A 23,130-nucleotide genomic window follows, 5' to 3' on the forward strand; every position below is an offset into this window, starting at 1 on the left:
CTCAGCGCAGCGGGGCGAACGCGAATTCGCGCAGCCCCTCGGCCGGCTCGATGGCCGCGCGGAAACCCAACACCCGCTCCGCCCGCGACGGGTCGGCGACGATGTGGCGCACGTCGCCGCTGCGGTACTGGCCGGTGATCACCGGTGCGAGCCCACCGCCCCGCGCATCGCAGAGCGCGCCGGCCACCTGCAGGATCGACACCGGCCGCCCCGAACAGACGTTCACCGCGGTGAAGCCGTCCGTGTGCCGGGTGGCCGCGAGGTTGGCGGCGGCCACGTCGTCGACGTGGACGAAGTCCCGCATCTGGCCGCCGTCCTCGAAAACCCTTGGCGGCTTGCCCTTTTCGAGCGATGACCGGAAGATCGCCGCCACGCCGGAATAGGGGGTGTCGCGCGGCATCCCGGGTCCGTACACGTTGTGATAGCGCAGCGCCACCACCGAGCCGCCTGTCGCCTCCGACCACGCCAGCGCGTAATGCTCCTGCGCGGTCTTGCTGGCCGCGTACAGGCTGCGCGGGCGCAGCGCGGCGTCCTCGTCGACCAGGCGCCACTCGAGTTGCTCGCCCCCGGCCGGGCAGCGGTGTTCGAAGAGCCCGGCGTCCAGGTCGGCGCGCCGCCGCGGCAGCGGGTCGACGAGCCCGTGTCGCCCGCAGTGGTACCGGCCCTGGCCGTACACCACCATCGACGACGCCAGCACCAGGCGGCGCACCCCGGCGGCGAACATCTGCGCGAGCAGCACCGTGGTGGCGTAGTCGTTGTGACCGCCATAGGCGGGGGCATCCGCGGCGTCCACGCCGGCCCCCACCATCGCCGCCTGATGACACACCAGGTCCACCCCGTCCAGCAGCGGCGCCAACGCGTCGGCGTCGCGGACGTCGACGCGGTGACAGCCCTGCGGCAGCACCGGATTCGGGCCGTGCGCGGCCGGCAGCAACGCGTCGACACCGACCACGTCGTGGCCCGCGGCCCGCAGCGCCGCGTCCACCCGCGGGCCGATGAAGCCGGCCGCACCGGTCAGCAACACCCTCATGGCAACTCGAGGGGCAGCGTGACGCCGGTGTGCGGCAGGCAGTGTGCGCAGTCGCGTTCGCCGGCAACGCGGCCGATCGCGTCACGCACCAGCCCTTTGAACGGACCGATGTTCTTCTCGAATTCGGCGAACACCTCGACGGTCGTCACACCCTCGCCGGCCGCCACACCGGCGTCCAGGTCGGTCACCAAAGCGATTGCCGCATAGCATATTTCGAGCTCCCGAGCGAGCACCGCCTCGGGGTAACCGGTCATGTTGACCAGCGAGAACCCGGCCGACGCGAACCATTGGCTTTCCGCGCGCGTGGAGAACCGCGGGCCCTGGATCACCACCATGGTGCCGCCGTCGACCACCCCGGGCAGGCCGGTGACGGCGGCGCGCAGGGTCGGACAGTACGGGTCGGCGAAGTCGACGTGAACACCGCCGGAGTCGAAGTAGGTGTCGGGGCGGCCGCTGGTGCGATCCACCAGCTGGTCGGGCACCACGATGGCGCCGGGACCGTTCTCGGGTTTGAGACTGCCGACGGCGCACGGGGCGAAGATGCGCCGGACCCCTAGCTTGCGCAACGCCCACATGTTGGCCCGGTAGGGCACCGTGTGCGCCGAGAACTGGTGGGTGAGGCCGTGCCGGGGCAGGAAGGCGACCTGGTGTCCCGCCACGGCGCCGATCGTCACCGCGGCGCTGGGCGGGCCGTACGGGGTGTCGACGTCGACGACGCGGGTGTCCGACTCGAAGAAGGTGTAGAAGCCGCTGCCGCCGATGACTCCGAGCATCCGCCCATTGTGGTGCATGGCCCATGTCCGATCGCGGGTGCGGGGGCGCGGCCCACTCCTGGCAGGATGCGTGCGTGGCCAGTTTCGGGCAGTGGATCTCGGGTGCGCGTCCGCGGACGCTGCCCAACGCGGTGGCCCCGGTGGTCGCGGGCACCGGCGCGGCGGCATGGCTGGGATCCGTGGTGTGGTGGAAGGCGCTGCTGGCGCTGGCGGTGGCGCTCGCATTGACCATCGGGGTGAACTACGCCAACGACTACTCCGACGGCATTCGGGGCACCGACGACGACCGGGCCGGCCCGGTGCGCCTGGTGGGTTCGCGGCTGGCCACCCCGCGGTCGGTGCTGGCGGCCGCGGTCGCCAGCCTGGCGATCGGGGCGGCCGCCGGCGTGGCGCTCGCGCTCGTCAGCGCTCCGTGGCTGATCGCGGTGGGCGCGGTGTGTATCGCCGGCGCGTGGCTGTACACCGGCGGCTCGAAACCGTACGGCTACGCCGGTTTCGGCGAGGTCGCGGTGTTCGTGTTCTTCGGCCTGGTGGCGGTGCTCGGCACGGAGTACACGCAGGCGTTGCGGGTGGACTGGGTGGGGCTGGCGCTGGCGGTGGCGACCGGGGCGCTGTCGTCGTCGGTGCTGGTGGCCAACAACCTGCGCGACATTCCCACCGACGAGCGCTCGGGGAAGATCACCCTGGCGGTGCGCCTGGGCGACGCCCGCACCCGCGTGTTGTATCAGGCGCTGCTGGCGACTGCCGGGGTGTTGACACTGGCGCTGACGGCGGCCACGCCGTGGTGCGCGGTGGGGTTGGTGGCCACGCCGCTGGCGCTGCGCGCGGTGCGTCCCGTGCGGTCGGGGCGCGGGGGCCCGGAGTTGATTCCGGTGCTGCGCGATACCGGCCTGGCGATGGTCGTCTGGGCGATCGCGGTGGCCGCGGCGCTGGCGCTGGCCCGCTGATCGGGCGTGCGCCCGCGGCGGGTTGTACCGGCGTGTCGCCGCCGTGGATGCACACTCGGGTGCACGAGCGGGACCGGATCCGATAACAATGGAGGACCGGCGTCGGGACGATGGCCGTTGTAGCAGGACCGATCGGGGACAGCAATGAAGCAGATCGCCGCGACCAGTGGGCCGACGAACGTCGGGTTGCTCAGCGTCGGGGCCTACCGCCCCGCGCGCGTGGTCACCAACGACGAGATATGCGAGAACATCGACTCCTCGGATGAGTGGATCTTCTCCAGGACCGGGATCAAGACGCGCCGATTCGCCGCCCGAGAGGAATCCGCCGCATCCATGGCCACCGAGGCCGGGCGAGAGGCCATCGCCAAGGCCGGGTTGACGCCGCCGGACGTCGACTGCGTGATCGTCGCGACGAGCACGCATTTTCTGCAGACCCCGGCCTGCGCGCCCGCGGTCGCCGCGGCGCTGGGCGCGACCGGCGTGCCCGCGTTCGACGTCTCGGCGGGGTGTGCGGGCTTCGGTTACGCGCTCGGCGTCGCCGCGGACATGATCCGCGGCGGGACCGCCGGCAAGGTACTGGTCCTCGGTTCGGAGAAGCTGTCGCCCACGGTGGACATGCAGGACCGCACCAACTGCTTCATCTTCGCCGACGGCGCGGCGGGCGTGGTGGTCGGCGAGACGCCCGATCAGGGCATCGGCCCGACCGTCTGGGGCAGTGACGGCGAACAGGCCCTGGCCATCCGCCAGGACATCGACTGGATCGACTACATGGACAGCCCGACGGGCCCCCGCCCGTTCCTGCGGCTGGAAGGCAGCGCGGTGTTCCGCTGGGCGGCGTTCGAGATGGGCAAGGTCGGCCGGCAGGCCATGGACGCGGCGGGTGTGCGGCCCGACGAGATCGACGTCTTCGTGCCGCACCAGGCCAACAGCCGCATCAACGAGGTCCTGGCGAAGAGCCTGGAGCTGCGGCCGGACGCCGTCGTCGCCAACGACATCGAGCACACCGGGAACACCTCGGCCGCGTCCATTCCGCTGGCGATGGCCGAAATCCTGGCCACCGGGGCGGCTGAGCCGGGCGACCTGGCGCTGCTGATCGGGTACGGCGCGGGCCTCAGTTACGCCGCACAGGTCGTGCGGATGCCCAACTTCTGATCGGTCTTCACCCGTCATCGCTCCCCTCGTCGGGCGGCGCGTCGCCGTGCAACCGCGCCCGTAGCTGTTCGCGCTCCCGGCGCCGGCGCTCACCGGCGATCGCCAGCGACGCGGTGGCGCGGCGGCGCAGCGGGCCGAACAGCCAGATGCCCAGGGGCATCGCGATGATCAGGGCGAACAACGCGGCGACCGCGATCGGGAACTCGCGGACGCCCATCAGGCGCGCCGCCCCGTAGATCGCGGCGGCGAGCGCCACCGCCAGCAGCAGTCGCGCGGCCGCGTAGAGCGAAACGTCGACGACCGCCCGATGGCGGGTGCCCCGCGCGCCGCCTTCGTCCGCGCGGTCCCCAGTGCTGTTGTCGCTAGCTCCTTCTGGCACAGGGGAGAGCCTACGACGCGGGTATATTCGTCAAAGGAGGTGTTGAGTGCTCTACCTGCTGCTCGTCCTGATTCTGGGGACGCTGATCTACGTTGGCTGGCGTACGGCGCGGTCGCAAATCAATCGGCCCAAGACCCGCGTCATCGGGCCCGACGACGATCCAGAGTTCTTGCGGCGGTTGGGTCACGGGGACAACAACCCCCGCTAAGGCTCGCTCTAGGCGACCCCGGGGTTGCGCTGGTCGCCCGGGAATCCGTCGGCGACGATGGCCGCCAGTTCGGTGAGCGCCTCGCGGGTAGACCGCTTCAGCCGGTCCAAGTCGATCTCGGCGCCCTCTTCGAGGTGCGGGTCGAACGGCACCACCTGGACCGCGCGGCAGCGGCGGGAGAAGTGGTCGACCACCTTGTTCATGTCGACCTTGCCCGTCCGTGACCGGACCCCGTTGATGACCGCGATCGAGTTGCGGACCATCTCCTCGTGGCCGTGCGCGTCCAGCCAGTCCAGCGTCGCCGACGCGCTGCGCGCGCCGTCGATGGACCCGGAGCTGACGACGACGAGCACGTCGGCCTTGTCCAGCACCGAGGACATCACCGAATGCAGCAGCCCGGGCCCGCAGTCGGTGAGCACCAAACCGTAGAACCGCTCCAGGACGTCCAAGACCCGCGTGTAGTCGTCGGCGCCGAACGCCTCCGAGATGGCCGGGTCGGTTTCCGAGGCCAGCACTTCCAGCCCGCTGGGGCCCTTGGAGGTATAGCGGCGGACGTCGCTGTAGCGCTCGATGCTCCCGGCGTCGTGCAGCAGCTGACGCACCGTCGCCGCCGTCTCCAGCGGGATCTTCTGGCTCAGGGTGCCCCGGTCGGGGTTGGCGTCGACCGCGATCACCCGGTCACCGCGGATGGAGGCGAAGGTCGCGCCCATGGTCGCGGCAATGGTCGTCTTGCCGACACCGCCCTTCAGCGACACCAGCGCGATCCGGTAGCAACCGCGCAACGGCCGGTTCACCTGCGCCACCAGGTTGTTGTAGCGGGCTGCCCGGGGGCTCTCCCCCAGGTTGATCAGGTGGCCGGACAGGTCGTAGAGCATCCGGCGCCAGCCCGCCGACGGTGGCGGCTTGACCGGCCGCAGCAACATACCGGTGGACAGCTCCGGGTACGGCGTGTGCGGCAGCGGCTCGGGCCGCGGCGGGACCGGCATGGGCGCCGCTTCGGCCGGGCCCGTGTAGTAGGCGCCGTACGCCGGCGGGTCGACCCGTGGGATACCGGTCACCGGGGTGGAATCCCACGGCGGCATCCCGGCGGGCCTGGGCATGGTCGGCGGCGCCGCCTCACGCCGCTCGGGGCCGGAGGCCCGCCCCTGGGTGCGGAACCCGGCGAAGGCGCGGGTCGGCGCGTCGCCGGCGTCGGCCGGCGCCTCGTCCGCGGCTGGTGACGGCGGGTCCGACGGCCCCTGCGGAGCCAGTTGCGTGGTCGGTTGATCGGGCGCCCCCACGCCCGCCGATGGCTGGTCTGACACGTGCACTCCCCCTTGTTGTGTTACCCGGGTCGGTCGCTGGCGGTCACCCCACGCCCGCATACGAATGCAGGCCCACGGTGACCAGGTTAACGAAGAACAGATTGAAGACCATGGCCACGAACCCGGCGACGTTGATCCAGGCCGCCTTCCTGTCCCGCCATCCCGCCGTCGACCTGGCGTGCAGGTAGGCGGCGTAGATCACCCATGCGACGAAGGACACGGTCTCCTTGGGATCCCAGCCCCAGTACCGGCCCCAGGCCTCCTCGGCCCAGATCGCGCCGAAGATGACCCCGAAGCCGAACACCGGGAAGGCGAAGATCGTGGTCCGGTAGGCGACGCGGTCCAGCGTCTGCGCGTCGGGGAACCTCCGCAGCATCCGGGCCACGGCGCCGTCGGAGTCGTCGTCGCCCAGGCGTGAGGTCCGCAGCAGGAACAGGATGCTGGCGATGCCGGCGACCATGAACACCCCGGAACCCAGGCTGACCACCGACACGTGGATGGGCAGCCAATAGGACTGCAGCGCGGGCATCACCGGGGCGGCGTTGGTGTAGAGCCAGCGTCCGGAGACCGTCAGCAGGATCAGCACCGGCACCAGCAGGAAGACCCACAGCGGGCGATACTGCGGGCGGCGCAGCACGAAGGCCCCGGCGAGCAGCCCGCACATGCAGGTCAGGTTGATGAACTCGTACATGTTGCCCCACGGCGCCCGCAGGGTGGCCAGGCCGCGCAGCACGATGCAGGCGAACAGCAGCCCGATACCGAGGTAGACGACGGCCAGCCCGGCCCGCCCGACACGCTCGTCCAGCGGCCGCCGCGGGGCGTCGTCCACGATGCCGGGGGTGAAGCCGTCGGAGGACACCGCGCCCGCCAGCACCCGCTCGCGCTGGTCGACGCGGCGGCCGCCCGCATAGGCAAGCTCGTAGGCCAACAGCAGCAACGCGATGACCAGCGCCACGACGGCCGACGTGAACGCCCAGTCGGAGTACCGCGCCAAGCCGATGTTGACGTGCACCGTGTTCATTTGACGTCCACCTGAGAACTCCTTCCGGAGGCGGGGGGGTTGAGTAACTGCGCCGCGCCGGACTCGCCCAGACCGTCCAGCACCCGCTCCGTCAACCGCTCGAACTCGTCGCCCCACCCGGAGTTGTCGGTGCGCGCGAGCCCGCCCAATTCGACGTTCACCGTACCGGCCGCCTCGCCACCCACCTCAGTGAGCCTGACCCACACCCGGCGGCGGCGCACCAGCAGCGATACCACCAGCCCGGCCATCATCGTGATGGCGAAGACCAGCACCCAGCTCTGCCCGGGATCGTGGGAGACCTGCAGGTTGACGAACGGCACCGCGCCGTCGAAGCGGACGACGGTGCCCGCCGCCGGCCCCTGGTCGATGCGCACCTCCTGCCCCGCGCGCAGGTTGACCCGCTTCTCCCTGGTCAGCCGGCCCTGCTGGATCAGCCGGGGATCCAGCGTGAACAGCGATTGCGGCCGCCCGGTGTCCAGCCCGGTGTCGCCCCGGTAGATGTCCACGGCCACAGCGGGGGCGTTGAGCGCCGGGAAGCGCGACGACAACAGCGTCCCGTCGAGCTGCTCGGTGGGCGCCAGCAGGCCCTGGATGGCGATCTCGTGCTGGCGGCGCTCGGCGGCGCCCGGGTAGCTGCCGGCGGGCGGGTCGATGCGCACCACCCCCGACGAGAGCAACGTCTGCGGGTTGTCGGGCCGCCATTGCACGGTCGACGTGCGGGTCTGCCCGCCCGGGAAGGTCACGGTGAACGTGGGCGCGTAGCCGTGGCCCTGCAGGTACACCCGGTCACCGCCGACGCGCAGCGGGTGGTTGACCTCCAGCAGGTAGTGCCGCCAGCTGTTGGCCGCCAGGTCCCGGCCCGCCTGGTAGTCGATGTCGGCGGCGAACGACGTGGCCTGCCCCGACGGCAGGTAGTGGGCCTGAAAGTCGTTCACGCGGATGCAGATCGGGTTCAGCGACGTGCCGTCGACGGTGTTGCCGGCCCGGAACGAGTCGAACGCGGCCGGCGAGGCCGAGCAGAAACCCGGCCCGGAGTCGGCGATGACGATGACGTTGCCCTCGTAGCCGAACAGCTTGCCGACGGCCACCGCGACCAGCAGGCCCAGCAGCGAGAAGTGGAACACGATGTTGCCGAACTCGCGCAGGTAACCCTTCTCGGCGGACACCTCGACGACTTCGCCCTCGTGCCGGATCGCCGTGCGCCAGCCGCGGAGCCGGCCGGTGATCGTGTTGGCCAGGGCGTTGAGCTCGTCGGCGTCGGCGTGGATCTGGGCGCTGGCGTGCTTGGGCAACCGGGCCAGGTTGCGCGGCGCGGCCACCGGGATGGCCCGCAGACTCCGGGCGTGCTCGATCATCCGCGGGGTCAGGCAGCCGACCAGCGAGACGAACAACAGCACGTAGACGGCGGTGAACCAGAAGCTGGAGAACACGTTGAACGCCTGCAGCCGGTCCAGCCACGGCCCGATCAGGGGGTGGGCTTTCAGGTAGTCGTCGACCTTCCCGGCGTTGAGGCTGCGCTGCGGCAGCAGCGCACCGGGGATCGCGCCCAGCGCGAGCAGGAACAGCAGCACCAGCGCGGTGCCCATCGAGGTCAACGCGCGCCAGGTGTTGCGCCCCCAGGCGAGTGCGCGCCTCAAATCGGCAGCCTCACATCGGACACGAAGGCGTCGCGCAGCCAGGAGATGAAGTCGTTCCACACCCCGGTCACCAGCAGGGCACCGACCGTGATGAGCAGCGCGCCGCCGAAGATCTGGATGGCCCGGGTGTGGCGGCGCAGCCAGCCCAGGGCCCCCACGGCGCCCGCCGAACCGAGGGCCAGCAGCACGAACGGGATGCCCAGGCCCAGGCAGTAGGCGATCACCAGGACGATTCCGCGGGCCACGCTCGCACCGTCGGTGGCCGAGGCCACGGTGATCACGCCGGCCAGCGTGGGCCCCAGGCACGGGGTCCAGCCCAACGCGAACACCGCGCCCAGCAGCGGCGCGCCGGCGACGGTGGTGAGCTGGCGCGGGCTGAACCTGGCCTGGCGCTGCAGGGCCGGGATGAGGCCGACGAAGGCCAGGCCCATGACGATCGTCAGCACGCCGCCGGCCCGCTGCAGCAGCAGCTGGTTGGTGATGAGTGTGGTCGTCATGCCGAGAACGGCGACCGTGCCCAGGACGAACACTGTGGTGAAGCCCGCGACGAACAGCGCGGCCGAGCCCGCGACCCGCCACCGCGCCGACGGCGGCGCCTTGACCTGGCCGGGTAGCGGCTGCTCGTCCACGCCGACCACGGCCGCCAGGTAGGACAGGTAGCCCGGCACCAGCGGCACCACGCAGGGCGAGGCGAACGACACCAGACCGGCCAGCACGCACACACCCAGGGCCACCAGGAGCGGCCCGGCGGCGGCGATCTGGGTGAATCCGGTCACTCGCGGGCCACCTTCTGCACCACGGGCTGCAGGTCGGCGGCCAGCAGTTCGCGCAGGAACACGGCCGCGACCCGGTGCTGGCGGTCCAGCACGAGCGTCGACGGGATGACGGTGGTCGGGTACTTGCCGCCGAACGCGATCAGGGTGCGCATCGCCGGGTCGTAGATGGAGGGGAAGGTGACGTGGCGGTCGTTGACGAAGTCCAGCGCCGCCTGCCGGTTGCTGTCGCGTACGTCGATGCCCAGAAAGGACACCCCGGCGTCGCGGGTGGCGTCGTACACCTGTTGCAGTTGGCTGACCTCGGCCCGGCACGGGCCGCACCACTGCCCCCAGATGTTGATGACGACGACCCGGCCGGCGAAGATCGGATCGTCCAGCGACAGCGGGTGGGCCGGGTCGGCCAGGTCCGGCCCGGACAGCGGACCGGGGTGGCCGCGGCCCGACGGCGGGTTGTAGTAGATGTCCGTCTTCCCGCCGGGCGAGACGAATTCGAAGGTGCCGCCCTGGGCCACGGCGTCGCGACCGGAAGAACAGCCGGTGACCAGGGTCGTCAGCACGACCCCGGCCATCGTCAGCCGCCGCATGATCAAGGCGCCGCCGGTTCGGCGTACTCGACGTCGACGAGCCGGTCGCCCTGGTACACCAGCGTGGTGATCGAGCACAGCCCACACTCCCGGCGACGCGGGTCGTGCCACAGCCGCCTGCCGGTCAGGTGCAGCCGCAGCGTCCACACCGGCAGTTGATGGCTGACGCACACCACCTCACTGCCGGCTCCGCGGGCGCGGGCCTTGTCCACCGCCGTGCTCATCCGCGCGGCGATCTCGGCGTACGGCTCGCCCCACGACGGGGTGAACGGGTTGCGCAGCTGCCACCAGAACCGCGGGTCGCGCCAGGCGCCGTCACCCGGGCCGACGCGGCGGCCCTCGAAGAAGTTGGCCGATTCGATCAGGTCGGGGTCGGTGTCCACGGCGACGCCGTGCTTGGCGGCGATGGGCGCGGCGGTCTCCTGGGCCCGCTGCAGCGGTGAGGCGACCACCGCGACGATGTCCCGGCCGGCCAGCGCGTCGGCGACCGCGGCCGCCTGTTCACGGCCCCGGTCGGACAGGTGGAATCCGGGCAGCCGGCCGTAGAGGACGCCGCTGGGGTTGTGCACCTCGCCGTGACGCACGACGTGGACCCGGGTCTGCTCGGCCATCAGGGTTTGTCCTCTCCGGCGGCCGCTTCGGCCGCCGCGCGGGCTGCGTTGGGCAGGGCGTCGGCGAGTTGGTCGAACGCCGCGTCGTCCAGCGCGGCGGAGACGAACCAGGCCTCGAAGGCGCTGCACGGCGGGTAGACGCCCGCGTCCAGCAGGGCGTGGAAGAACGGCGGGTAGCGCCAGGTCTGGCTGGCCCGCGCGGACGCGAAGTCCGTCACCGGCTCCTCGGAGAAGAACACGCTGAGCATGTTGCCGGCCCGCGAAAGCTGATGTGGCACACCGGCGTTCGTCAACGCCTCGGTCAGTATGGCGGCCAGCCGGTCGGCGTTGGCGTCCAGAGCGGCGTAGACCCCGGAGTCGGCGGCGCGCAGTGTCGCCAGGCCGGCGGCCACCGCCACCGGGTTGCCGGACAACGTGCCGGCCTGATACACCGGCCCCAGCGGCGCCAGCCGCTCCATCACCTCGGCGCGCCCACCGAACGCGGCGGCGGGCAGCCCGCCGCTCATCACCTTGCCGAAGGTGAACAGGTCTGCCGCGACGGGTTCGATTCCATACCAACCACTTCGGCTCACCCGGAACCCGGTCATCACCTCGTCGACGATCAGCAGCGCGCCGTACTCGGCCGTGATCGCGCGCAACCCGGCGTTGTAGTCGGCCGCGGGCGGGACGACGCCCATGTTGCCGGGGCTCGCCTCGGTGATCACCGCGGCGATCTGATCGCCGAACTCGGCGAATGTCTGCCGCACCGCGTCGATGTCGTTGTAGGGCAGAACGATCGTGTCGGCCGCCGCCGCGCCGGTGACCCCGGGCGAGGACGGCAGGCCGAGCGTCGCCACCCCCGAACCCGCGTCGGCGAGCAGCGCGTCGACGTGGCCGTGGTAGCAGCCGGAGAACTTGACGAGCTTGGGCCTGCCGGTGAACCCGCGCGCCAGCCGGATCGCGCTCATGGTGGCCTCGGTGCCGGAGTTGACCAGCCGTATCCGTTCGACCGGCGGCACCCGCGCGATGATCTCGGCGGCCAGCTGGCTCTCGCCCGGCGTGGGCGCGCCGAACGAGAGGCCGTGGGTCGCCGCCTGGACGACGGCCTCGACGACCGCGGGGTGCGCGTGGCCGAGGATCATCGGCCCCCAGGAGCAGACCAGGTCGACGTAGCGGTTGCCGTCGGCGTCGGTGAGCCGGCAGCCCTGCGCCTCGGTGATGAAGCGCGGGGTCCCGCCCACCGCGGTGAACGCCCGCACCGGCGAGTTGACCCCGCCGGGGATGACGGCGCAGGCCTGCTGAAACAGCCGGGCCGACGCCGCCGTCGTCGCGGCGTGCGCGGTCGCCTGGTCACTGCTACCCATGACTACCAGTGTCCCAGCCTCCGCGGCCGGTTCAACTACAGGGTGTAGCAGTCAGCCTTCGCCTTGCCGGTCGGCTTCTTGCGCGGCCTGAAAGTTGCGGCGCGCGGCCTCGCGTTCTCGTTCCGCCGCGCGGCGGTGCTCGTCGACGTTCCCGAGGCCCTCGACGACCGCGAGCTCGTGGATTTCGGCGGCCCGCTCGTGCGCGGCGGCGGCCTCGTAGTGGCGGCGCAGATCGCGGCGGTGAGCCTCCTGGTCGCGCTCGTGGGCGTGCTCGGCGCGGTCGGTGGCGCGCTCGACGTCTTGGGGGGTGATGGGCTTGCGGGCGGCGAGGTCTCGGCCCCGGCGCAGCAGCTCGTCGGCGCGCTGGCCCGCTTCGTTACCCGGCGAGTCGCTCATGTTAAGACACTAGACCCGAACGTCTCGAAAAGTTCGGTTGATGCCGGGCGGTGCAGGCGAGTTGGATGGCGGTATGCAGATGCCGCAGTCCCTCGCCCGGTTCAACCGTCACGTCACCAACCCGGTTCAGCGGCTGTGGGCCGGCTGGCTGCCACCGTACGGGATCGTGGAGCACGCCGGCCGCCGCTCGGGCACGCATTACCGCACACCGGTGACAGTGTTCAGCGCCGACGTCGACGGCAAGCCCGGGGTGGCGATCATGCTGACTTACGGGCCCGACCGGGACTGGCTGAAGAACCTCACCGCCGCCGGAGGCGGGCGGATGCGCCGCAACGGCAAGGACTTCGGCATCGCCGACCCGCAGGTGGTCAGCAAGGCCGAAGCGGCGGAGCACGTGACGCGGGGCCGGGCGGTATTCGCCGGGCTGCCGTTCGAGGACGCGGTGCTGTTGACGATCACCGACTGAGGCGGCGACGCGGGTGTCACCGCCACCCAGCCGTCGGCCGCCAGACCTGGAGGGTGGACGCGGGATACGCCTCTTGCGCTAACCATATCCCTTTGCAATAGTTGCACTAGGCTAGTAATGCGGTTTCCCGAGAGGGGGTCGTCGTGCTGAAGGCTCTGCCCGGCATGCCGCCCGGCATTCAGGCGCTGGAGGCCGGGGGGACGGTCACCGCGGCAGATTACGAGCGGGTCTTCGCGCCGCTGGTCGATCGGGCGCGACGGACGGGAAGCCGGATGCGGCTGCTCTACCAGTTCGGCCCCGGCTTTCAACGCATCACAGCGGGAGCATTGTGGGCGGACACCCGACTCGGGTTGGACTACTTGCGACTGCTCGACGGCTGCGCTGTGGTGACCGATATCGGCTGGGTTCGGGCACCTAGCCGTGCCATCGGTAGGTGGATGCCCCTGCCGGTGCGGGTGTACGACAACGCCGAACGCGACGACGCGGTCCGATGGCTGGCGCTGCTACCCCAAGCCGCCGCCGTGTCAGCCCTCGATATGACCAAGGCGTTCTTCGGTGGAACGGCCGCCGCAGTGCTGAGCCTCGGCGAGTTTGTCGTCTCCTACGGCGTCACGAATCGACGCCGCCGCGTCCGCGAATAGCGGAGCGCTCCAGCGGGATTCGGCCGCGCGCCCGGGCGGCGAAGTACAACCCGACGACCACCGCCCACGACAGCAGGCTCAGCCACAATTGGCTGCGCGCCGAGCGATCGAATGCCATCTGCACCAGCACGGCGGTGATTCCCGCGAGGGTGAGGATCGACAACACGGGAAAGAACCACATCTTCACCCGCAGCTTTTCGGCCGGGGTGCGGCGGCGCAGGATGATCTGCGACAGCGCGATGAGCCAGTAGACGAACAAGATGACGGCGCCGGACGAGTTGAGCAGGAAGAGGAACACGGTGTTGGGCGCGACACGCGCCATGACGACGCAACCGAACCCCACCGCCGAGGAGCACAGGATGGCGACGTGCGGAACGCCCCGCCCGCTCAACCTGACCAACCGCGCCGGGGCCTCTCCCCGGTCGGCGAGCACGAACAGCATGCGCGAGGCCGTATAGAGCCCGGAGTTCAGGCAGGACAACACCGCGGTGAGCACCACGGCGTTCATCACCTGATCGGCGCCGCGCAGTCCGAGGTGTTTGAGCGCGGCCACGTACGGCGAGGCGCCGACTTCCACTGAGTCCCAGGGCAATATCACCACCAGCAGGAAGACCGAACCGACGAAGAAGACACCGATCCGTGTCACCACCGATCTCGTCGCCTTCTGCACCGCCAGCGCCGGATCCCGGCTTTCAGCGGCGGCCACGGTGACGATCTCGGCGCCGACCATCGAGAAGATCACCACCACGATGGCGGCGAACACCGCCCCGACACCCTTGGGGAAGAACCCGCCGTGCGAGGTCAGGTTGGCCAGTCCGCCGGCATGGCCCGGCACCAGACCCAGGACGAACGCCGTCCCGACGGCGAGAAAGAGCACGATCGTCGCGACTTTGATTCCGGCGAACCAGAATTCGAATTCGCCGAACGACGACACCGAGAACAGGTTGGTCAGCGTCATCAACACCATCAGGCACAACGACAGCAGCCACAGCGGCGCGTGGAACCAGTAGTTGAGGACCTTCGCGCCCGCGACCGCCTCGAAGCCGACCACGATCACCCAGAAGTACCAGTACAGCCAGGCGACCGAAAACCCCGCCCAGCCGCCCAGAGCCTTGGCGGCGTAATCCGCGAACGATCCGGTCGACGGGTCCGCGGCCGCCATCTCGCCCAGCATGCGCATCACGAGCACGATCAGCAGTCCGCACAGCGCGTACGTCAGGAACGCCGCGGGCCCGGTGTCCTTGATCACCACCCCGGAGCCCACGAACAGGCCGGCGCCGATGACGCCGCCGAGCGCGATCATGCTGAGTTGGCGCTGCGACAGCCCTTGGCGCAGTTGTCCAGTACCGGCCATGCTCCGACGGTGCCGTCGCGCGATCAGTCCAGGCGGGTGGCCACCACGGACCACACCGGCAGGTGCACCCGGTGGTCTTCCAGCAGCGGGTCGATCACACCCAGCCGGTGCACCAGCGGTCGCATCCGCTGCAGAATCTCGCCCTGCTGCTCGGAGGCGAACGTCTTCATGGCGTCGAACGTCTCCTTGAGGAAGCGGGCCTGGTAGGTGGTGCCGCCCAGGTAGTCGATGCGCCAGCCGTTGGCGCCGAAGACCCGCTCGAAGTTGTCGGCGGGTATGGCGGTCCACTGCAGGCCGTTGACGTTGTGGGGGCTGAACTCGAACATGTACAGCCGCGCCCCCGGCTTGGTGGCCCGGTGCAGCGCCTGCGCGTAGCGCGTCTGGGCGGCCTCGTCGTTCAGGAAAATGTGATAGAAGGCGCTGTCCACCACGGTGTCGAACCGGCCCTCGAAGCCCTCGAGCTTGGTGGCGTCGGCCACCTGGAAGTCGACCTGAACGCCGGCCCGTTCGGCGTTGCGCTTCGCGAGCTCGATGGCCGAGGGCGAGTCGTCGATGCCGGTTGCCGAATACCCTTGCGCGGCAAAGTGAATGGCATGATAGCCCGGACCAGTTCCCGGATCGAGCACCTCGCCGCGGACGCCGCCGTAGGCCACCAGCTGCTGCACCGCCGGCTGCGGGCCACCGATGTCCCAGGGGATCCGCCCGTCGAAAGGTGCCGCCTCGTCGTACAGCGGCTCGAAACCGGCGACGTTCGCGTCAGTCATTGCCTTCTCGCTTCCTCGCGGCTCCCCGACGGGAACGACAATAGTGCGAAGTCAGCTCAAAGGTGGAGGTCTTGCTCACGGATCAGCGCGGTGGCAAGCACGCTGATGACGGCCGTCGCCACCAGGTACCCACACGCCAGCCACGGCGCGCCGCCGAGGGCGGCGATGAGCGCAGTCATGATCATCGGGGTCACGCCGGAGGCGTAGATGCCCGAGAACTGGTAGACGAACGACAGACCGGTATAGCGGGAGCCGGTGGGATACAGCGACGAGTACAGCGTCCCCTGCGCCCCGTAGAACAGCGCGTGCACCACACCGAACACCACGATCAGCGCCACGCCGAACCAGACCAGGTTCCTGGTGCCGAACAACGCGAACGCGGGAAAAGCCGCAATGCCGTAGCAGGCGACACCGGCCAGATAGACCCGGCGGGCGCCGAACCGGTCGGCCAGCACCCCGGAGACGGGTATCAGCACCGCCATCAACAGGGCCGCGATGGTCACCACCACCAGCACCGACACCCGGTCGAAGCCCAGCGCCCCGGTGGCGTAGCTGATGGCGAAAACGCCCCAGGTGTTGAAGGCCGATCCCTCGGCCCAGCGAGACAGCAAGCCCAACAGGGTGTTTCGGCGAGCTCGGGGTTCGCGGACGATCTCGCGGATGGGCACGCTGGCCGTGGCATCGAGGGGCCGCAGCTCCTGAAAAGCCCGGAAAGCCGGGGTCTCCTCCACCCGCAACCGGACCACGATGCCGATCACCACGAGCACCAGACTCAGCAGGAATCCGATCCGCCAACCTAAGGCCAGGAAGCGGGCCGGACCCAGGGCGATTTGCAGGAGCGCGAATATGCCTGTGCCCAAGGCCAATCCGAGCGCCAGACCGATCTGCGGGATGGCCCCGAAGCGGCCCCGCCGGCCTCCGGGACTGTGCTCGACCGCGAGCAGCACGGCGCCGGCCCACTCGCCGCCGAGGGCGAAACCCTGCAGGATCCGCAGCCCCAACAGCAGCAGCGGCGCCCACACCCCGATCTGGGCGGCGGTGGGCAACACCCCGATCAGCGCCGTGGCGACGCCCATGATGAGCATGGTCAGCGCCAGGCTGCGCTTGCGCCCGATCCGGTCCCCGATGTGCCCGAACACCAGGCCGCCCACCGGGCGCATGACGAACCCGACGGCGAACGTCGCGAACGCCAGCAGGGTCCCGACCAGAGAACTCTGGCCGGGAAAGAAGACCTTGTTGAACACCAGGCCCGCGGCGGTGGCGTAGAGGAAGAAGTCGTACCACTCCACGGTGGTGCCCAGCAGGCTCGCCGCGACGACCGTGCGCAGGCGCCGCCGTTGCTGCGCGACGGGCTCGGGGACCGTGAGGTTGGGGCCCGCGCCGCCGATCGGCGGCGCGGGCAAGGTGGCGGCCATGGCCTTAGTGGGCCGAGGCGACCGCGAACGGCGTCGCCGTCACCGGGTGCGACTGACGGTTGGTCCGATTGGGGTGGCGCCACAGGCCCTTTCGCTCCAGCAACGGCAGGACGCCCTCGCCGAACCAATAGGCCTCTTCCAGGTGCGGATATCCCGACAGGATGAAGTGGGTGATGCCGAGGTTGGCGTACTCCGCCAACCGCTCGGCGACCTCGGCGTGCGACCCGACCAACGCGGTGCCCGCTCCCCCGCGCACCAGGCCCACGCCGGCCCACAGGTTGGGCCCGACCAGCAGCCGGCCGCTGCTGCCGCCGTGCAAGTCCAGCATGCGGCGCTGCCCCTCCGATTCGCTGCGGGCCAGGCTGGCCTGCACCCGCTCGACGTCGGCCGGGTCGACGGCGGCCAGCAACCGGTCGGCCTCGGCCCACGCCTGCTCGGAGGTGTCGCGGCTGATCACATGAATCCGCAGGCCGTACTGCAGGATCCGGCCGGCGTCCACGGCCAGCCCGCGGATCCAGTCCAGCTTCTGCGCCACCGCTTTGACCGGCTCCCCCCAGGTGAGATACACGTCGGAATGCTCGGCCGCGACGGGGCCGGCCGACGCCGACGATCCGCCGAAGAACACCGCCGGTACCGGATCGGGTGGGTTGTTCAGCTGCGCGCCCTCGACGTGAATGTGCTCGCCGGCGAAGGTGACCGGCTCCGACGACGTCCAGAGCCGGCGCACCACCTGCAGGAACTCGGCGGTGCGCGCGTACCGCGCCTCCTTGTCCAGGAAATCGCCGTAGGCCCGCTGCTCGTGCGGTTCGCCGCCGGTGACGACGTTGAGCAGCAGTCGCCCGTTCGAGTGCCGCTGGAAAGTCCCGGCCATCTGGGCGGCCAGGGTGGGGCTCAGCAGCCCCGGCCGGAAGGCGACGAGAAACTTCAGCGTCTCGGTGGCCTCGACCAGCATCGCCGTCGTCAACCAGGCGTCCTCACACCACAATCCGGTGGGCGTGAGCACCGCCTCGAAGCCATTGTCTTCGGCGGCCGCGCAGATCTGGCGCAGGTACTTCAGCGTCGCCGGCCGGTCGCCGGACATCGGCGTGCCATGCCCGCCCGCCACCAGGTTCCGCGAATCGCCGTAGGTCGGCAGGAACCAATGGAACGCCAGAGTCATCCTCAATCCTCTTTCGGTCTACGACGCCAAGCACGAAAGCTCCATACTGCGAAAGTCCCGCCGGGTGCGCGAGGGTTGAAACCGTCGAGATTGCATCCCCACCCGGCGGCGGGTCGCCACGGCGGAAGGCGGTCGGCCGGCCCGAATCGGTGTCCGCGCCGCGACGTCGCGTTCGCACCGACTTCCATTGCCGCACAAGGGGATAGAAGCTTTTCAGACGGCCCCACCACACGACCGCCGCCCCACGGCGGTCGTATCACGATGCCGCAACTCGGCCACCAGACCCGCCCTCGAGCAGGTGCCCGGTGCACCGCAGGTAACCGGTTGGAGACCGACAGGTCACGCGAGATCACACAATGCTTCCAATTCGGCGTGGCTCGGGCGAGAATGCCCGGTCAGCGCGGCATCATTGCGATCATGCCTGACCTGACACGCCGGGCGGTGCTGCGGATGGGAGTCGGCACCGGCCTGGGAGCTGCTGGCGTGTTCGCCCTAAGTGCCCTGCTCGATCCGGTCAGGCCGCTCGCCGCGACGTTGCCGCAAGCGCCGGCCCCGTTCGAGCCGTCGGCGGCGAGCAGCAACCTACCCACGAAGCTGACCGGCTCGTTCGTCTCCGCCGCCCGCGGGGGCGTGAAGACGAATTACGTGATCGCGTTGCCGCCGGGCCAAACCGGGACGCTGCGCCCCGTGATAGCCCTGCACGGCAAGGACGGCGACGCCACCATGATGCTCGACTGCGGTGTCGAGAGGGGCCTGGCCCAACTGGTCAAGGAGGGCAAGCCGCCGTTCGCTGTCGTGGGAGTCGACGGCGGCAGCGATTCCTACTGGCACAAGCGGGCCGACGGCACCGACGCCGGCGCCATGGTGCTCGACGAGCTGTTGCCGATGCTTTCGACGATGGGCTTCGACACGTCCCGGGTGGGCTTCCTGGGGTGGTCGATGGGCGGATACGGGGCGCTGCACCTGGGCGCCAAGCTCGGGCCGGCGCGGACCGCGGGGATCTGCGCCATCAGCCCGGCGCTGTACACCTCGTTCGCCGAAACCGCCCCCAAGGCCTTCGACAGCGAAGACGACTGGGCGAAGAACACCGTGCTGGGCGTGCCGGCGTTGTCGCAGATTCCGTTGCGGGTGGATTGCGGCACCTTCGACCGGTTCTATTTCGCCACCCGGCAATTCGTGAACCAACTGAAAACGCCACCGGCGGGGAGCTTCTCGATGGGCGGCCACGACATCGGCTACTGGCGGGCGCAGTTGCCCGGCGAGCTCGCCTGGATGGCGACCTAGCGCAGACCGATGACCATCCGGCCGAGCCAACTCCGCACCCGCCAAGTCGAGCGGGCGGTGAAGCGGACCGGATTCCGACCCGGGATCAGCAGGGCCGCGCCCGGGCCGCTGGGTGCGCGGAAATGAACTTCCGGTGGCCGACGAACGTCATATCAGCGAAGGGTTTTGGGAGGTTGAGGGGATGACTCCGCTGCTGCTGGCCTGCATAGCGGCCGCCGCTCCGATCGCCGGGTTCGGCTTGCTGAACTTGCAAGCGCGCCTGGAGCGGTGGGACTACGAGCGGCACGCCGAGGACTGAACCGCCCGGGCGCAGCTCAGGTCGACAGCTGCGTGCGGATCAGCGGCGCGATCTTGTCCGCCATGTATTGGTGCCCGGCATCGTTGGGGTGCACGCCGTCCGCCCCGATCAGATCGGGCCTGCCGACGAACCAGCGTTCGGCGATCGGGTCAACCCATGTCGCCCCCGCGGCCCCGGCCGCCGCGCCGAGCGCGTCGCGGATCTGCAGGATGGGCAGGGGGACGTCGGCCGTCGGCCACGGTGGCCCGATCACCAGGAACCTCGCGGACGGCGCCAGCCGGCGGGCCAAATCGAATGTGCTACGGGCCTTTTCACCGACCACATTAGGGTCGATGGGCTCGTCGTTGCGAGATCCGAAGAACACCACCAGCACGTCGTCGCCCTGGACGGCCCGGGCGGTCAGGTCCTCGAACACGCTGCCGTGGTCGCCGGGGATGCCATAGCCGGCCCTGCCCTCGGCGGCGACGTCGGCCGAGATCCGTTCGCCCCGCACGGCCAGCAAGTCCCAGGCGCGGGCGGGCCACGACCTGGGGCCCAGACCACCCTCGCCGGTGCCGGTGGTGTACGAGTCCCCGACGACGGCCACGTGGTTCAGCCGGAAATCCAGGGTCAAGGTGTCATAGGTGCGCACCTGAGCGGGGTATGCGATGCCGACGCCCACCAGAAACATCAGACCGATGACAAAGGTGGCCAGACGACTCACCACTACCTCCCCCGTCAACGGCATCGCCATGTGCCACCACGTTTTCATCGATTATCCGCCCGCCGTCCGCGGCTGGGCGCTAAGACAACCGTCACACCGCGCGAGCCGAAACCGCTTCCAGCGAGCGGTCGATCGGATGAACCTTGCCGCTCGGCGGCTCATCGGGCTCGCTTCTCGCGGTGACGGCTTTGACGTCCACCATCCTGCGCATCCAGCGGCGGGCGGGCTCTTCGACGAAGTGATACATCGCGATCGAGATGACCACGGCAATCGCAAGCAGGCCAATGACATTCCATTTCCACGGATTGTCCTGCGGCCGCAGCTCGAACTGCTCCACCGACCAGCCCCACGCCGTGTGCACCAGTTCGTGAACCATGTACAGGCAGAACGAGATCTGCCCGCCATACACCATCAACCTGGTTGAGAGCACCCTGGGCAGGCTGCCGACGCCGATCGCCAGCGTGATCACCAAGGGAATGAACAGGATGTCGACCACCCCTCCGCTGTCGTTCTCCACGACGCCGGAGATGGGGTGCGCGTCGAACCAATAGAGGACGCCGACCATGGCGCCCAGCAGAAGCAGCGACAGGTAGCCGGCGACACGGCGGCCGCGATCGGTCAGCCGCAGCCTGCGCACCGCGGCGCAGGCCAGCGCGCCGGCGATGAACTGGGTGACGATCCGCGGCAGCCAGCTCCACGGTGTGTAGAAGTGGCCGCTGGCCAGCAACATGATCACCGGCGGCAACGCCGCGGCGAACGCCAGCACCATCAGGCTCCGCGCCCGCGTCGCCTGCTTCATCCGCAGGATCACCAGCACCAGGAGGCCGAAGAGCAGGTAGGCCAGCCATTCGGCACTGATCGACCAGGCCGGTCCGTCCCAGCTCGAGTCGTCGAAGAACGGCACGAACCACAGCTGCACCAGCAGGATCTGGCGGACGTAGCTGATCGCGGTGAGCTGGCCGGCGTCCGGTGACGGCACGTGGCCGACGTGCAGGGTGAAGATCACCCACAGGGCGGCCAGGTGCAGGGTGACCAGGTACACCGGCCACACCCGGGCCAGCCGCAGCCACAGGAAGTGCAGGGTCGCGCGGGTGGACCATGACCGGCCCATCCGATCGAGGTAGTTCCAGGTCAGGACGAACCCGCTGAGGATGAAGAACAGGTCGACGCCCTGGGCTCCGCAGTTGAGCACCGGCGCGAGGGCGTCGCGGAAATCGGGCCCCACGTCGCCCAGCATGGGCCGGAAGTGAAACAGCACCACCCACAGCGCCGCGACGATGCGCAGTCCCGTCAGGGCCTTGATCTCTCCCCTGATCTCTGCGCCGCGCACGATGCTCTTTCCGCCTGGGCTCCGCTGTTCCATTCGCCGTTAAGCTCGGCTGACCGGGCGACCACGCGATTTTCTGCAAGCCCCCGCCTCGCAACCGGTAGCCATGGCAGCCTAGCAGCGCAATCGCCCCGATGCGCGGACGGTTGTGGTGTGGCATGCGGTCTTTCACCGGAAATCGAGGCGAGCCGACCTTTGCTCGAGCGGCGCCAAAACCGCCATGAAAATGGCTTCTTACCAAAACGTTAGTTGCGGCTTCCAGCCTCCTTAAGCTTGCGGTTTAGCGTCAGAAGGCACAGCGAACGGCACGGAGAATGAGGGGTGCCCATGACGATCGCCGACGTGCTGACGCAGGAGCAAAACGGCGTCTTTCGCTGCGAGGGCGCCCGGGTTCGGGCCCACCGCCGTCAGCTGGCGACGGTGGTGACCATTCGAGGTGAGATCGACGCCCTCAATGCCGACCAAGTGGGCGACCACATTCGGCGTTTCATCCTCGGCGAGGACCGTGTGGTGCTGGACATGGGCGACGTGAGCCAATTTGCTGAGGCGGGCATTTCGCTCTTGGAAACCTTCGACGAGGACTGCCGCGCCGCAGGGGTGCAGTGGACCTTGGTCGCGAGCCCCGCGGTCGCCGAATCATTGGGTGACGGCGCCACCTGCTCGGTGCACGAGGCGCTCCACGACGTGGCCGACGCCATCGCGAGGCGGCGCCGGATGGCCCTGTCGCTGGTCAGGACGTCTTGACGCGGCGCTCACGGCGCCACCTGGCGGTTCCGACCACCGCCAGCACCCCCGCGCTCGTCAGCAGCAGCAGGGTCAGCAAGAGCAGCTGAGGGTCATACACGACCGACGTGGTGAACGGCTGCCCGTCGGCGATGGGCGCCACCCCCACCGTGTGATGGGACCGCGACCAGCTCACCCCCGCGCCGATCAGCGCCGCGCAGGCCAGGCTCAGTTCCAACAGGGCCCGGGAACTCCGGTAGCGCGCGCTCACGGTGCGGCTCCGCCGTCGTCGTCACCTTCGGAGTCGGTGACATCGGCGGGTTCGACCCGCTCCTGAACCAGCGGGGTAAGCGCGGCGCGGAGCTCACGGTGCCGGCGCGCCCAGGCCTGGGCGTAGCGATCCCCGGTCAGCTTGAGGCCGATGCCGATCCGGCCGCGGGGCACCCCGACCAATTCGCCGAGCGCCCGCGCCGACTGCCACCGCGCCAGCTCCTTGCCGGACGCTTCGTGGTGCTCGGGTTCGGGATACACCCGCAGGATCTCGCGCACCAGGATCGTTTCGGTGCCCTGGCGCAGGGAGTCTTCGGTCAGCTCGACCGAGACGTGGATCCGCGCCGCCTTGACCTGCAACCCGACGAACCCCGACACCAGGACCAGAAAGATCACCGGGATCAGGAAGGACACCGGGGCGCCGCTCCAGACTTCGATCAGGATCATCGCGCCCGCCGCCACCGGGCCCCACAGCACCCAGATCCAGCTGGCGCCCGATTCGTAGAACAACCGCTTCGGTTCGGCGCCGCTGGCTGCAGTCTCGGAATTCACCGCCAGCCCCATT

The 23,130-nt window shown here is 69.9% G+C and carries 26 protein-coding genes; 7 read left to right on the forward strand and 19 right to left on the reverse strand.

The window, feature by feature from the left end:
- Position 1: 1 nt before the first annotated feature.
- Positions 2–1,030 carry an NAD(P)-dependent oxidoreductase gene (locus C1737_RS15530; RefSeq protein ID WP_102418827.1) on the reverse strand — a complete coding sequence of 343 codons (1,029 nt, stop codon included), beginning with the start codon at positions 1,028–1,030 and terminating at the stop codon, positions 2–4.
- Entirely contained in the window at positions 1,027–1,803 is a 777-nt protein-coding gene (locus tag C1737_RS15535; protein WP_233214766.1) for an S-methyl-5'-thioadenosine phosphorylase, read from the reverse strand. The genes C1737_RS15530 and C1737_RS15535 overlap by 4 nt, the downstream gene beginning before the upstream one ends.
- 74 nt (positions 1,804–1,877) lie before the next feature.
- On the opposite strand from C1737_RS15535, the gene C1737_RS15540 reads away from it, so the two are divergent.
- Together C1737_RS15540 and C1737_RS15545 are read left to right on the forward strand one after the other, a co-directional pair.
- Complete coding sequence (locus tag C1737_RS15540) at positions 1,878–2,750, forward strand: 1,4-dihydroxy-2-naphthoate polyprenyltransferase (RefSeq protein WP_102419971.1); 873 nt, start codon at positions 1,878–1,880, stop codon at positions 2,748–2,750.
- A 144-nt stretch (positions 2,751–2,894) separates the two neighbouring features.
- Positions 2,895–3,902, forward strand: coding sequence for a beta-ketoacyl-ACP synthase III (locus C1737_RS15545; protein ID WP_067917762.1), 1,008 nt, complete (start codon positions 2,895–2,897; stop codon positions 3,900–3,902).
- Between the two features lie 7 nt (positions 3,903–3,909).
- On the opposite strand, the gene C1737_RS15550 is transcribed toward C1737_RS15545, so the two are convergent.
- Positions 3,910–4,281, reverse strand: a complete 372-nt coding sequence (locus C1737_RS15550; protein ID WP_082973007.1) for a DUF4229 domain-containing protein — start codon at positions 4,279–4,281, stop codon at positions 3,910–3,912.
- Positions 4,282–4,327: 46 nt separating this feature from the next.
- Between C1737_RS15550 and C1737_RS15555 the strand changes: the two genes are divergently transcribed.
- Complete coding sequence (locus C1737_RS15555; protein WP_102418829.1) at positions 4,328–4,489, forward strand: hypothetical protein; 162 nt, start codon at positions 4,328–4,330, stop codon at positions 4,487–4,489.
- Positions 4,490–4,497: 8 nt separating this feature from the next.
- Here C1737_RS15555 and C1737_RS15560 read toward each other — a convergent pair whose 3' ends face one another.
- The 8 genes from C1737_RS15560 to C1737_RS15595 are packed head-to-tail and all read right to left on the reverse strand — an operon-like array spanning position 4,498 to position 12,161.
- Positions 4,498–5,793: a MinD/ParA family protein gene (locus C1737_RS15560; RefSeq protein WP_102419972.1), complete on the reverse strand. Its 1,296-nt coding sequence runs from the start codon at positions 5,791–5,793 to the stop codon at positions 4,498–4,500.
- 43 nt (positions 5,794–5,836) lie between these two features.
- A complete protein-coding gene (ccsB, locus tag C1737_RS15565; protein ID WP_067917766.1) occupies positions 5,837–6,814 on the reverse strand; it encodes a c-type cytochrome biogenesis protein CcsB in 978 nt (325 codons plus the stop codon).
- Positions 6,811–8,400, reverse strand: coding sequence for a cytochrome c biogenesis protein ResB (locus C1737_RS15570; protein WP_199182974.1), 1,590 nt, complete (start codon positions 8,398–8,400; stop codon positions 6,811–6,813). Before C1737_RS15570 ends, ccsB begins: the two co-directional genes overlap by 4 nt.
- Before the next feature lie 47 nt (positions 8,401–8,447).
- Entirely contained in the window at positions 8,448–9,227 is a 780-nt protein-coding gene (locus C1737_RS15575) for a cytochrome c biogenesis CcdA family protein (protein ID WP_067917770.1), read from the reverse strand.
- Positions 9,224–9,811, reverse strand: a complete 588-nt coding sequence (locus C1737_RS15580) for a TlpA disulfide reductase family protein (protein ID WP_102418831.1) — start codon at positions 9,809–9,811, stop codon at positions 9,224–9,226. Before C1737_RS15580 ends, C1737_RS15575 begins: the two co-directional genes overlap by 4 nt.
- Positions 9,812–9,813: 2 nt before the next feature.
- Positions 9,814–10,422: a histidine phosphatase family protein gene (locus C1737_RS15585; protein ID WP_067917774.1), complete on the reverse strand. Its 609-nt coding sequence runs from the start codon at positions 10,420–10,422 to the stop codon at positions 9,814–9,816.
- Entirely contained in the window at positions 10,422–11,765 is a 1,344-nt protein-coding gene (hemL, locus tag C1737_RS15590) for a glutamate-1-semialdehyde 2,1-aminomutase (RefSeq protein WP_102418832.1), read from the reverse strand. Before hemL ends, C1737_RS15585 begins: the two co-directional genes overlap by 1 nt.
- Before the next feature lie 51 nt (positions 11,766–11,816).
- Positions 11,817–12,161, reverse strand: coding sequence for a hypothetical protein (locus C1737_RS15595; protein WP_102418833.1), 345 nt, complete (start codon positions 12,159–12,161; stop codon positions 11,817–11,819).
- Positions 12,162–12,234: 73 nt separating this feature from the next.
- Here C1737_RS15595 and C1737_RS15600 point away from each other — a divergent pair, with 73 nt between their 5' ends.
- Both C1737_RS15600 and C1737_RS15605 read left to right on the forward strand, forming a co-directional pair.
- Positions 12,235–12,627: a nitroreductase family deazaflavin-dependent oxidoreductase gene (locus C1737_RS15600; protein WP_067917780.1), complete on the forward strand. Its 393-nt coding sequence runs from the start codon at positions 12,235–12,237 to the stop codon at positions 12,625–12,627.
- A gap of 143 nt (positions 12,628–12,770) precedes the next feature.
- Positions 12,771–13,268: an STAS/SEC14 domain-containing protein gene (locus tag C1737_RS15605; protein ID WP_102418834.1), complete on the forward strand. Its 498-nt coding sequence runs from the start codon at positions 12,771–12,773 to the stop codon at positions 13,266–13,268.
- Here the strand turns inward: C1737_RS15605 and C1737_RS15610 are convergent.
- The 4 genes from C1737_RS15610 to C1737_RS15625 are packed head-to-tail and all read right to left on the reverse strand — an operon-like array spanning position 13,237 to position 17,960.
- The gene (locus tag C1737_RS15610; RefSeq protein ID WP_102418835.1) at positions 13,237–14,622 is read right to left on the reverse strand and encodes an amino acid permease; all 1,386 of its coding nucleotides are present in this window, start codon (positions 14,620–14,622) and stop codon (positions 13,237–13,239) included. The two genes, C1737_RS15605 and C1737_RS15610, sit on opposite strands and share 32 nt — an antisense overlap.
- Positions 14,623–14,645: 23 nt before the next feature.
- A complete protein-coding gene (locus C1737_RS15615) occupies positions 14,646–15,386 on the reverse strand; it encodes a class I SAM-dependent methyltransferase (protein WP_102418836.1) in 741 nt (246 codons plus the stop codon).
- Between the two features lie 56 nt (positions 15,387–15,442).
- Positions 15,443–16,801 carry an MFS transporter gene (locus tag C1737_RS15620; RefSeq protein ID WP_102418837.1) on the reverse strand — a complete coding sequence of 453 codons (1,359 nt, stop codon included), beginning with the start codon at positions 16,799–16,801 and terminating at the stop codon, positions 15,443–15,445.
- Between the two features lie 4 nt (positions 16,802–16,805).
- Positions 16,806–17,960: an LLM class flavin-dependent oxidoreductase gene (locus C1737_RS15625; RefSeq protein ID WP_102418838.1), complete on the reverse strand. Its 1,155-nt coding sequence runs from the start codon at positions 17,958–17,960 to the stop codon at positions 16,806–16,808.
- Between the two features lie 417 nt (positions 17,961–18,377).
- Between C1737_RS15625 and C1737_RS15630 the strand changes: the two genes are divergently transcribed.
- A complete protein-coding gene (locus C1737_RS15630; RefSeq protein WP_369807530.1) occupies positions 18,378–19,244 on the forward strand; it encodes an alpha/beta hydrolase in 867 nt (288 codons plus the stop codon).
- A gap of 314 nt (positions 19,245–19,558) precedes the next feature.
- Here the strand turns inward: C1737_RS15630 and C1737_RS15635 are convergent, their stop codons facing one another.
- Both C1737_RS15635 and C1737_RS15640 read right to left on the reverse strand, forming a co-directional pair.
- Complete coding sequence (locus C1737_RS15635; protein WP_197509018.1) at positions 19,559–20,245, reverse strand: GDSL lipase; 687 nt, start codon at positions 20,243–20,245, stop codon at positions 19,559–19,561.
- Between the two features lie 91 nt (positions 20,246–20,336).
- Positions 20,337–21,575, reverse strand: coding sequence for an acyltransferase (locus C1737_RS15640; protein ID WP_199182976.1), 1,239 nt, complete (start codon positions 21,573–21,575; stop codon positions 20,337–20,339).
- A gap of 324 nt (positions 21,576–21,899) precedes the next feature.
- Here C1737_RS15640 and C1737_RS15645 point away from each other — a divergent pair, with 324 nt between their 5' ends.
- Positions 21,900–22,316: an STAS domain-containing protein gene (locus C1737_RS15645; RefSeq protein ID WP_068097487.1), complete on the forward strand. Its 417-nt coding sequence runs from the start codon at positions 21,900–21,902 to the stop codon at positions 22,314–22,316.
- Here the strand turns inward: C1737_RS15645 and C1737_RS15650 are convergent.
- Together C1737_RS15650 and C1737_RS15655 are read right to left on the reverse strand one after the other, a co-directional pair.
- The gene (locus C1737_RS15650; protein WP_102418840.1) at positions 22,303–22,566 is read right to left on the reverse strand and encodes a hypothetical protein; all 264 of its coding nucleotides are present in this window, start codon (positions 22,564–22,566) and stop codon (positions 22,303–22,305) included. The genes C1737_RS15645 and C1737_RS15650 overlap by 14 nt on opposite strands.
- Positions 22,563–23,129: a DUF3093 domain-containing protein gene (locus C1737_RS15655; RefSeq protein WP_199182857.1), complete on the reverse strand. Its 567-nt coding sequence runs from the start codon at positions 23,127–23,129 to the stop codon at positions 22,563–22,565. Before C1737_RS15655 ends, C1737_RS15650 begins: the two co-directional genes overlap by 4 nt.
- Position 23,130 lies beyond the last annotated feature (1 nt).

The organism is Mycobacterium sp. 4858 (genome assembly GCF_900240975.1).
Taxonomy (GTDB): domain Bacteria; phylum Actinomycetota; class Actinomycetes; order Mycobacteriales; family Mycobacteriaceae; genus Mycobacterium.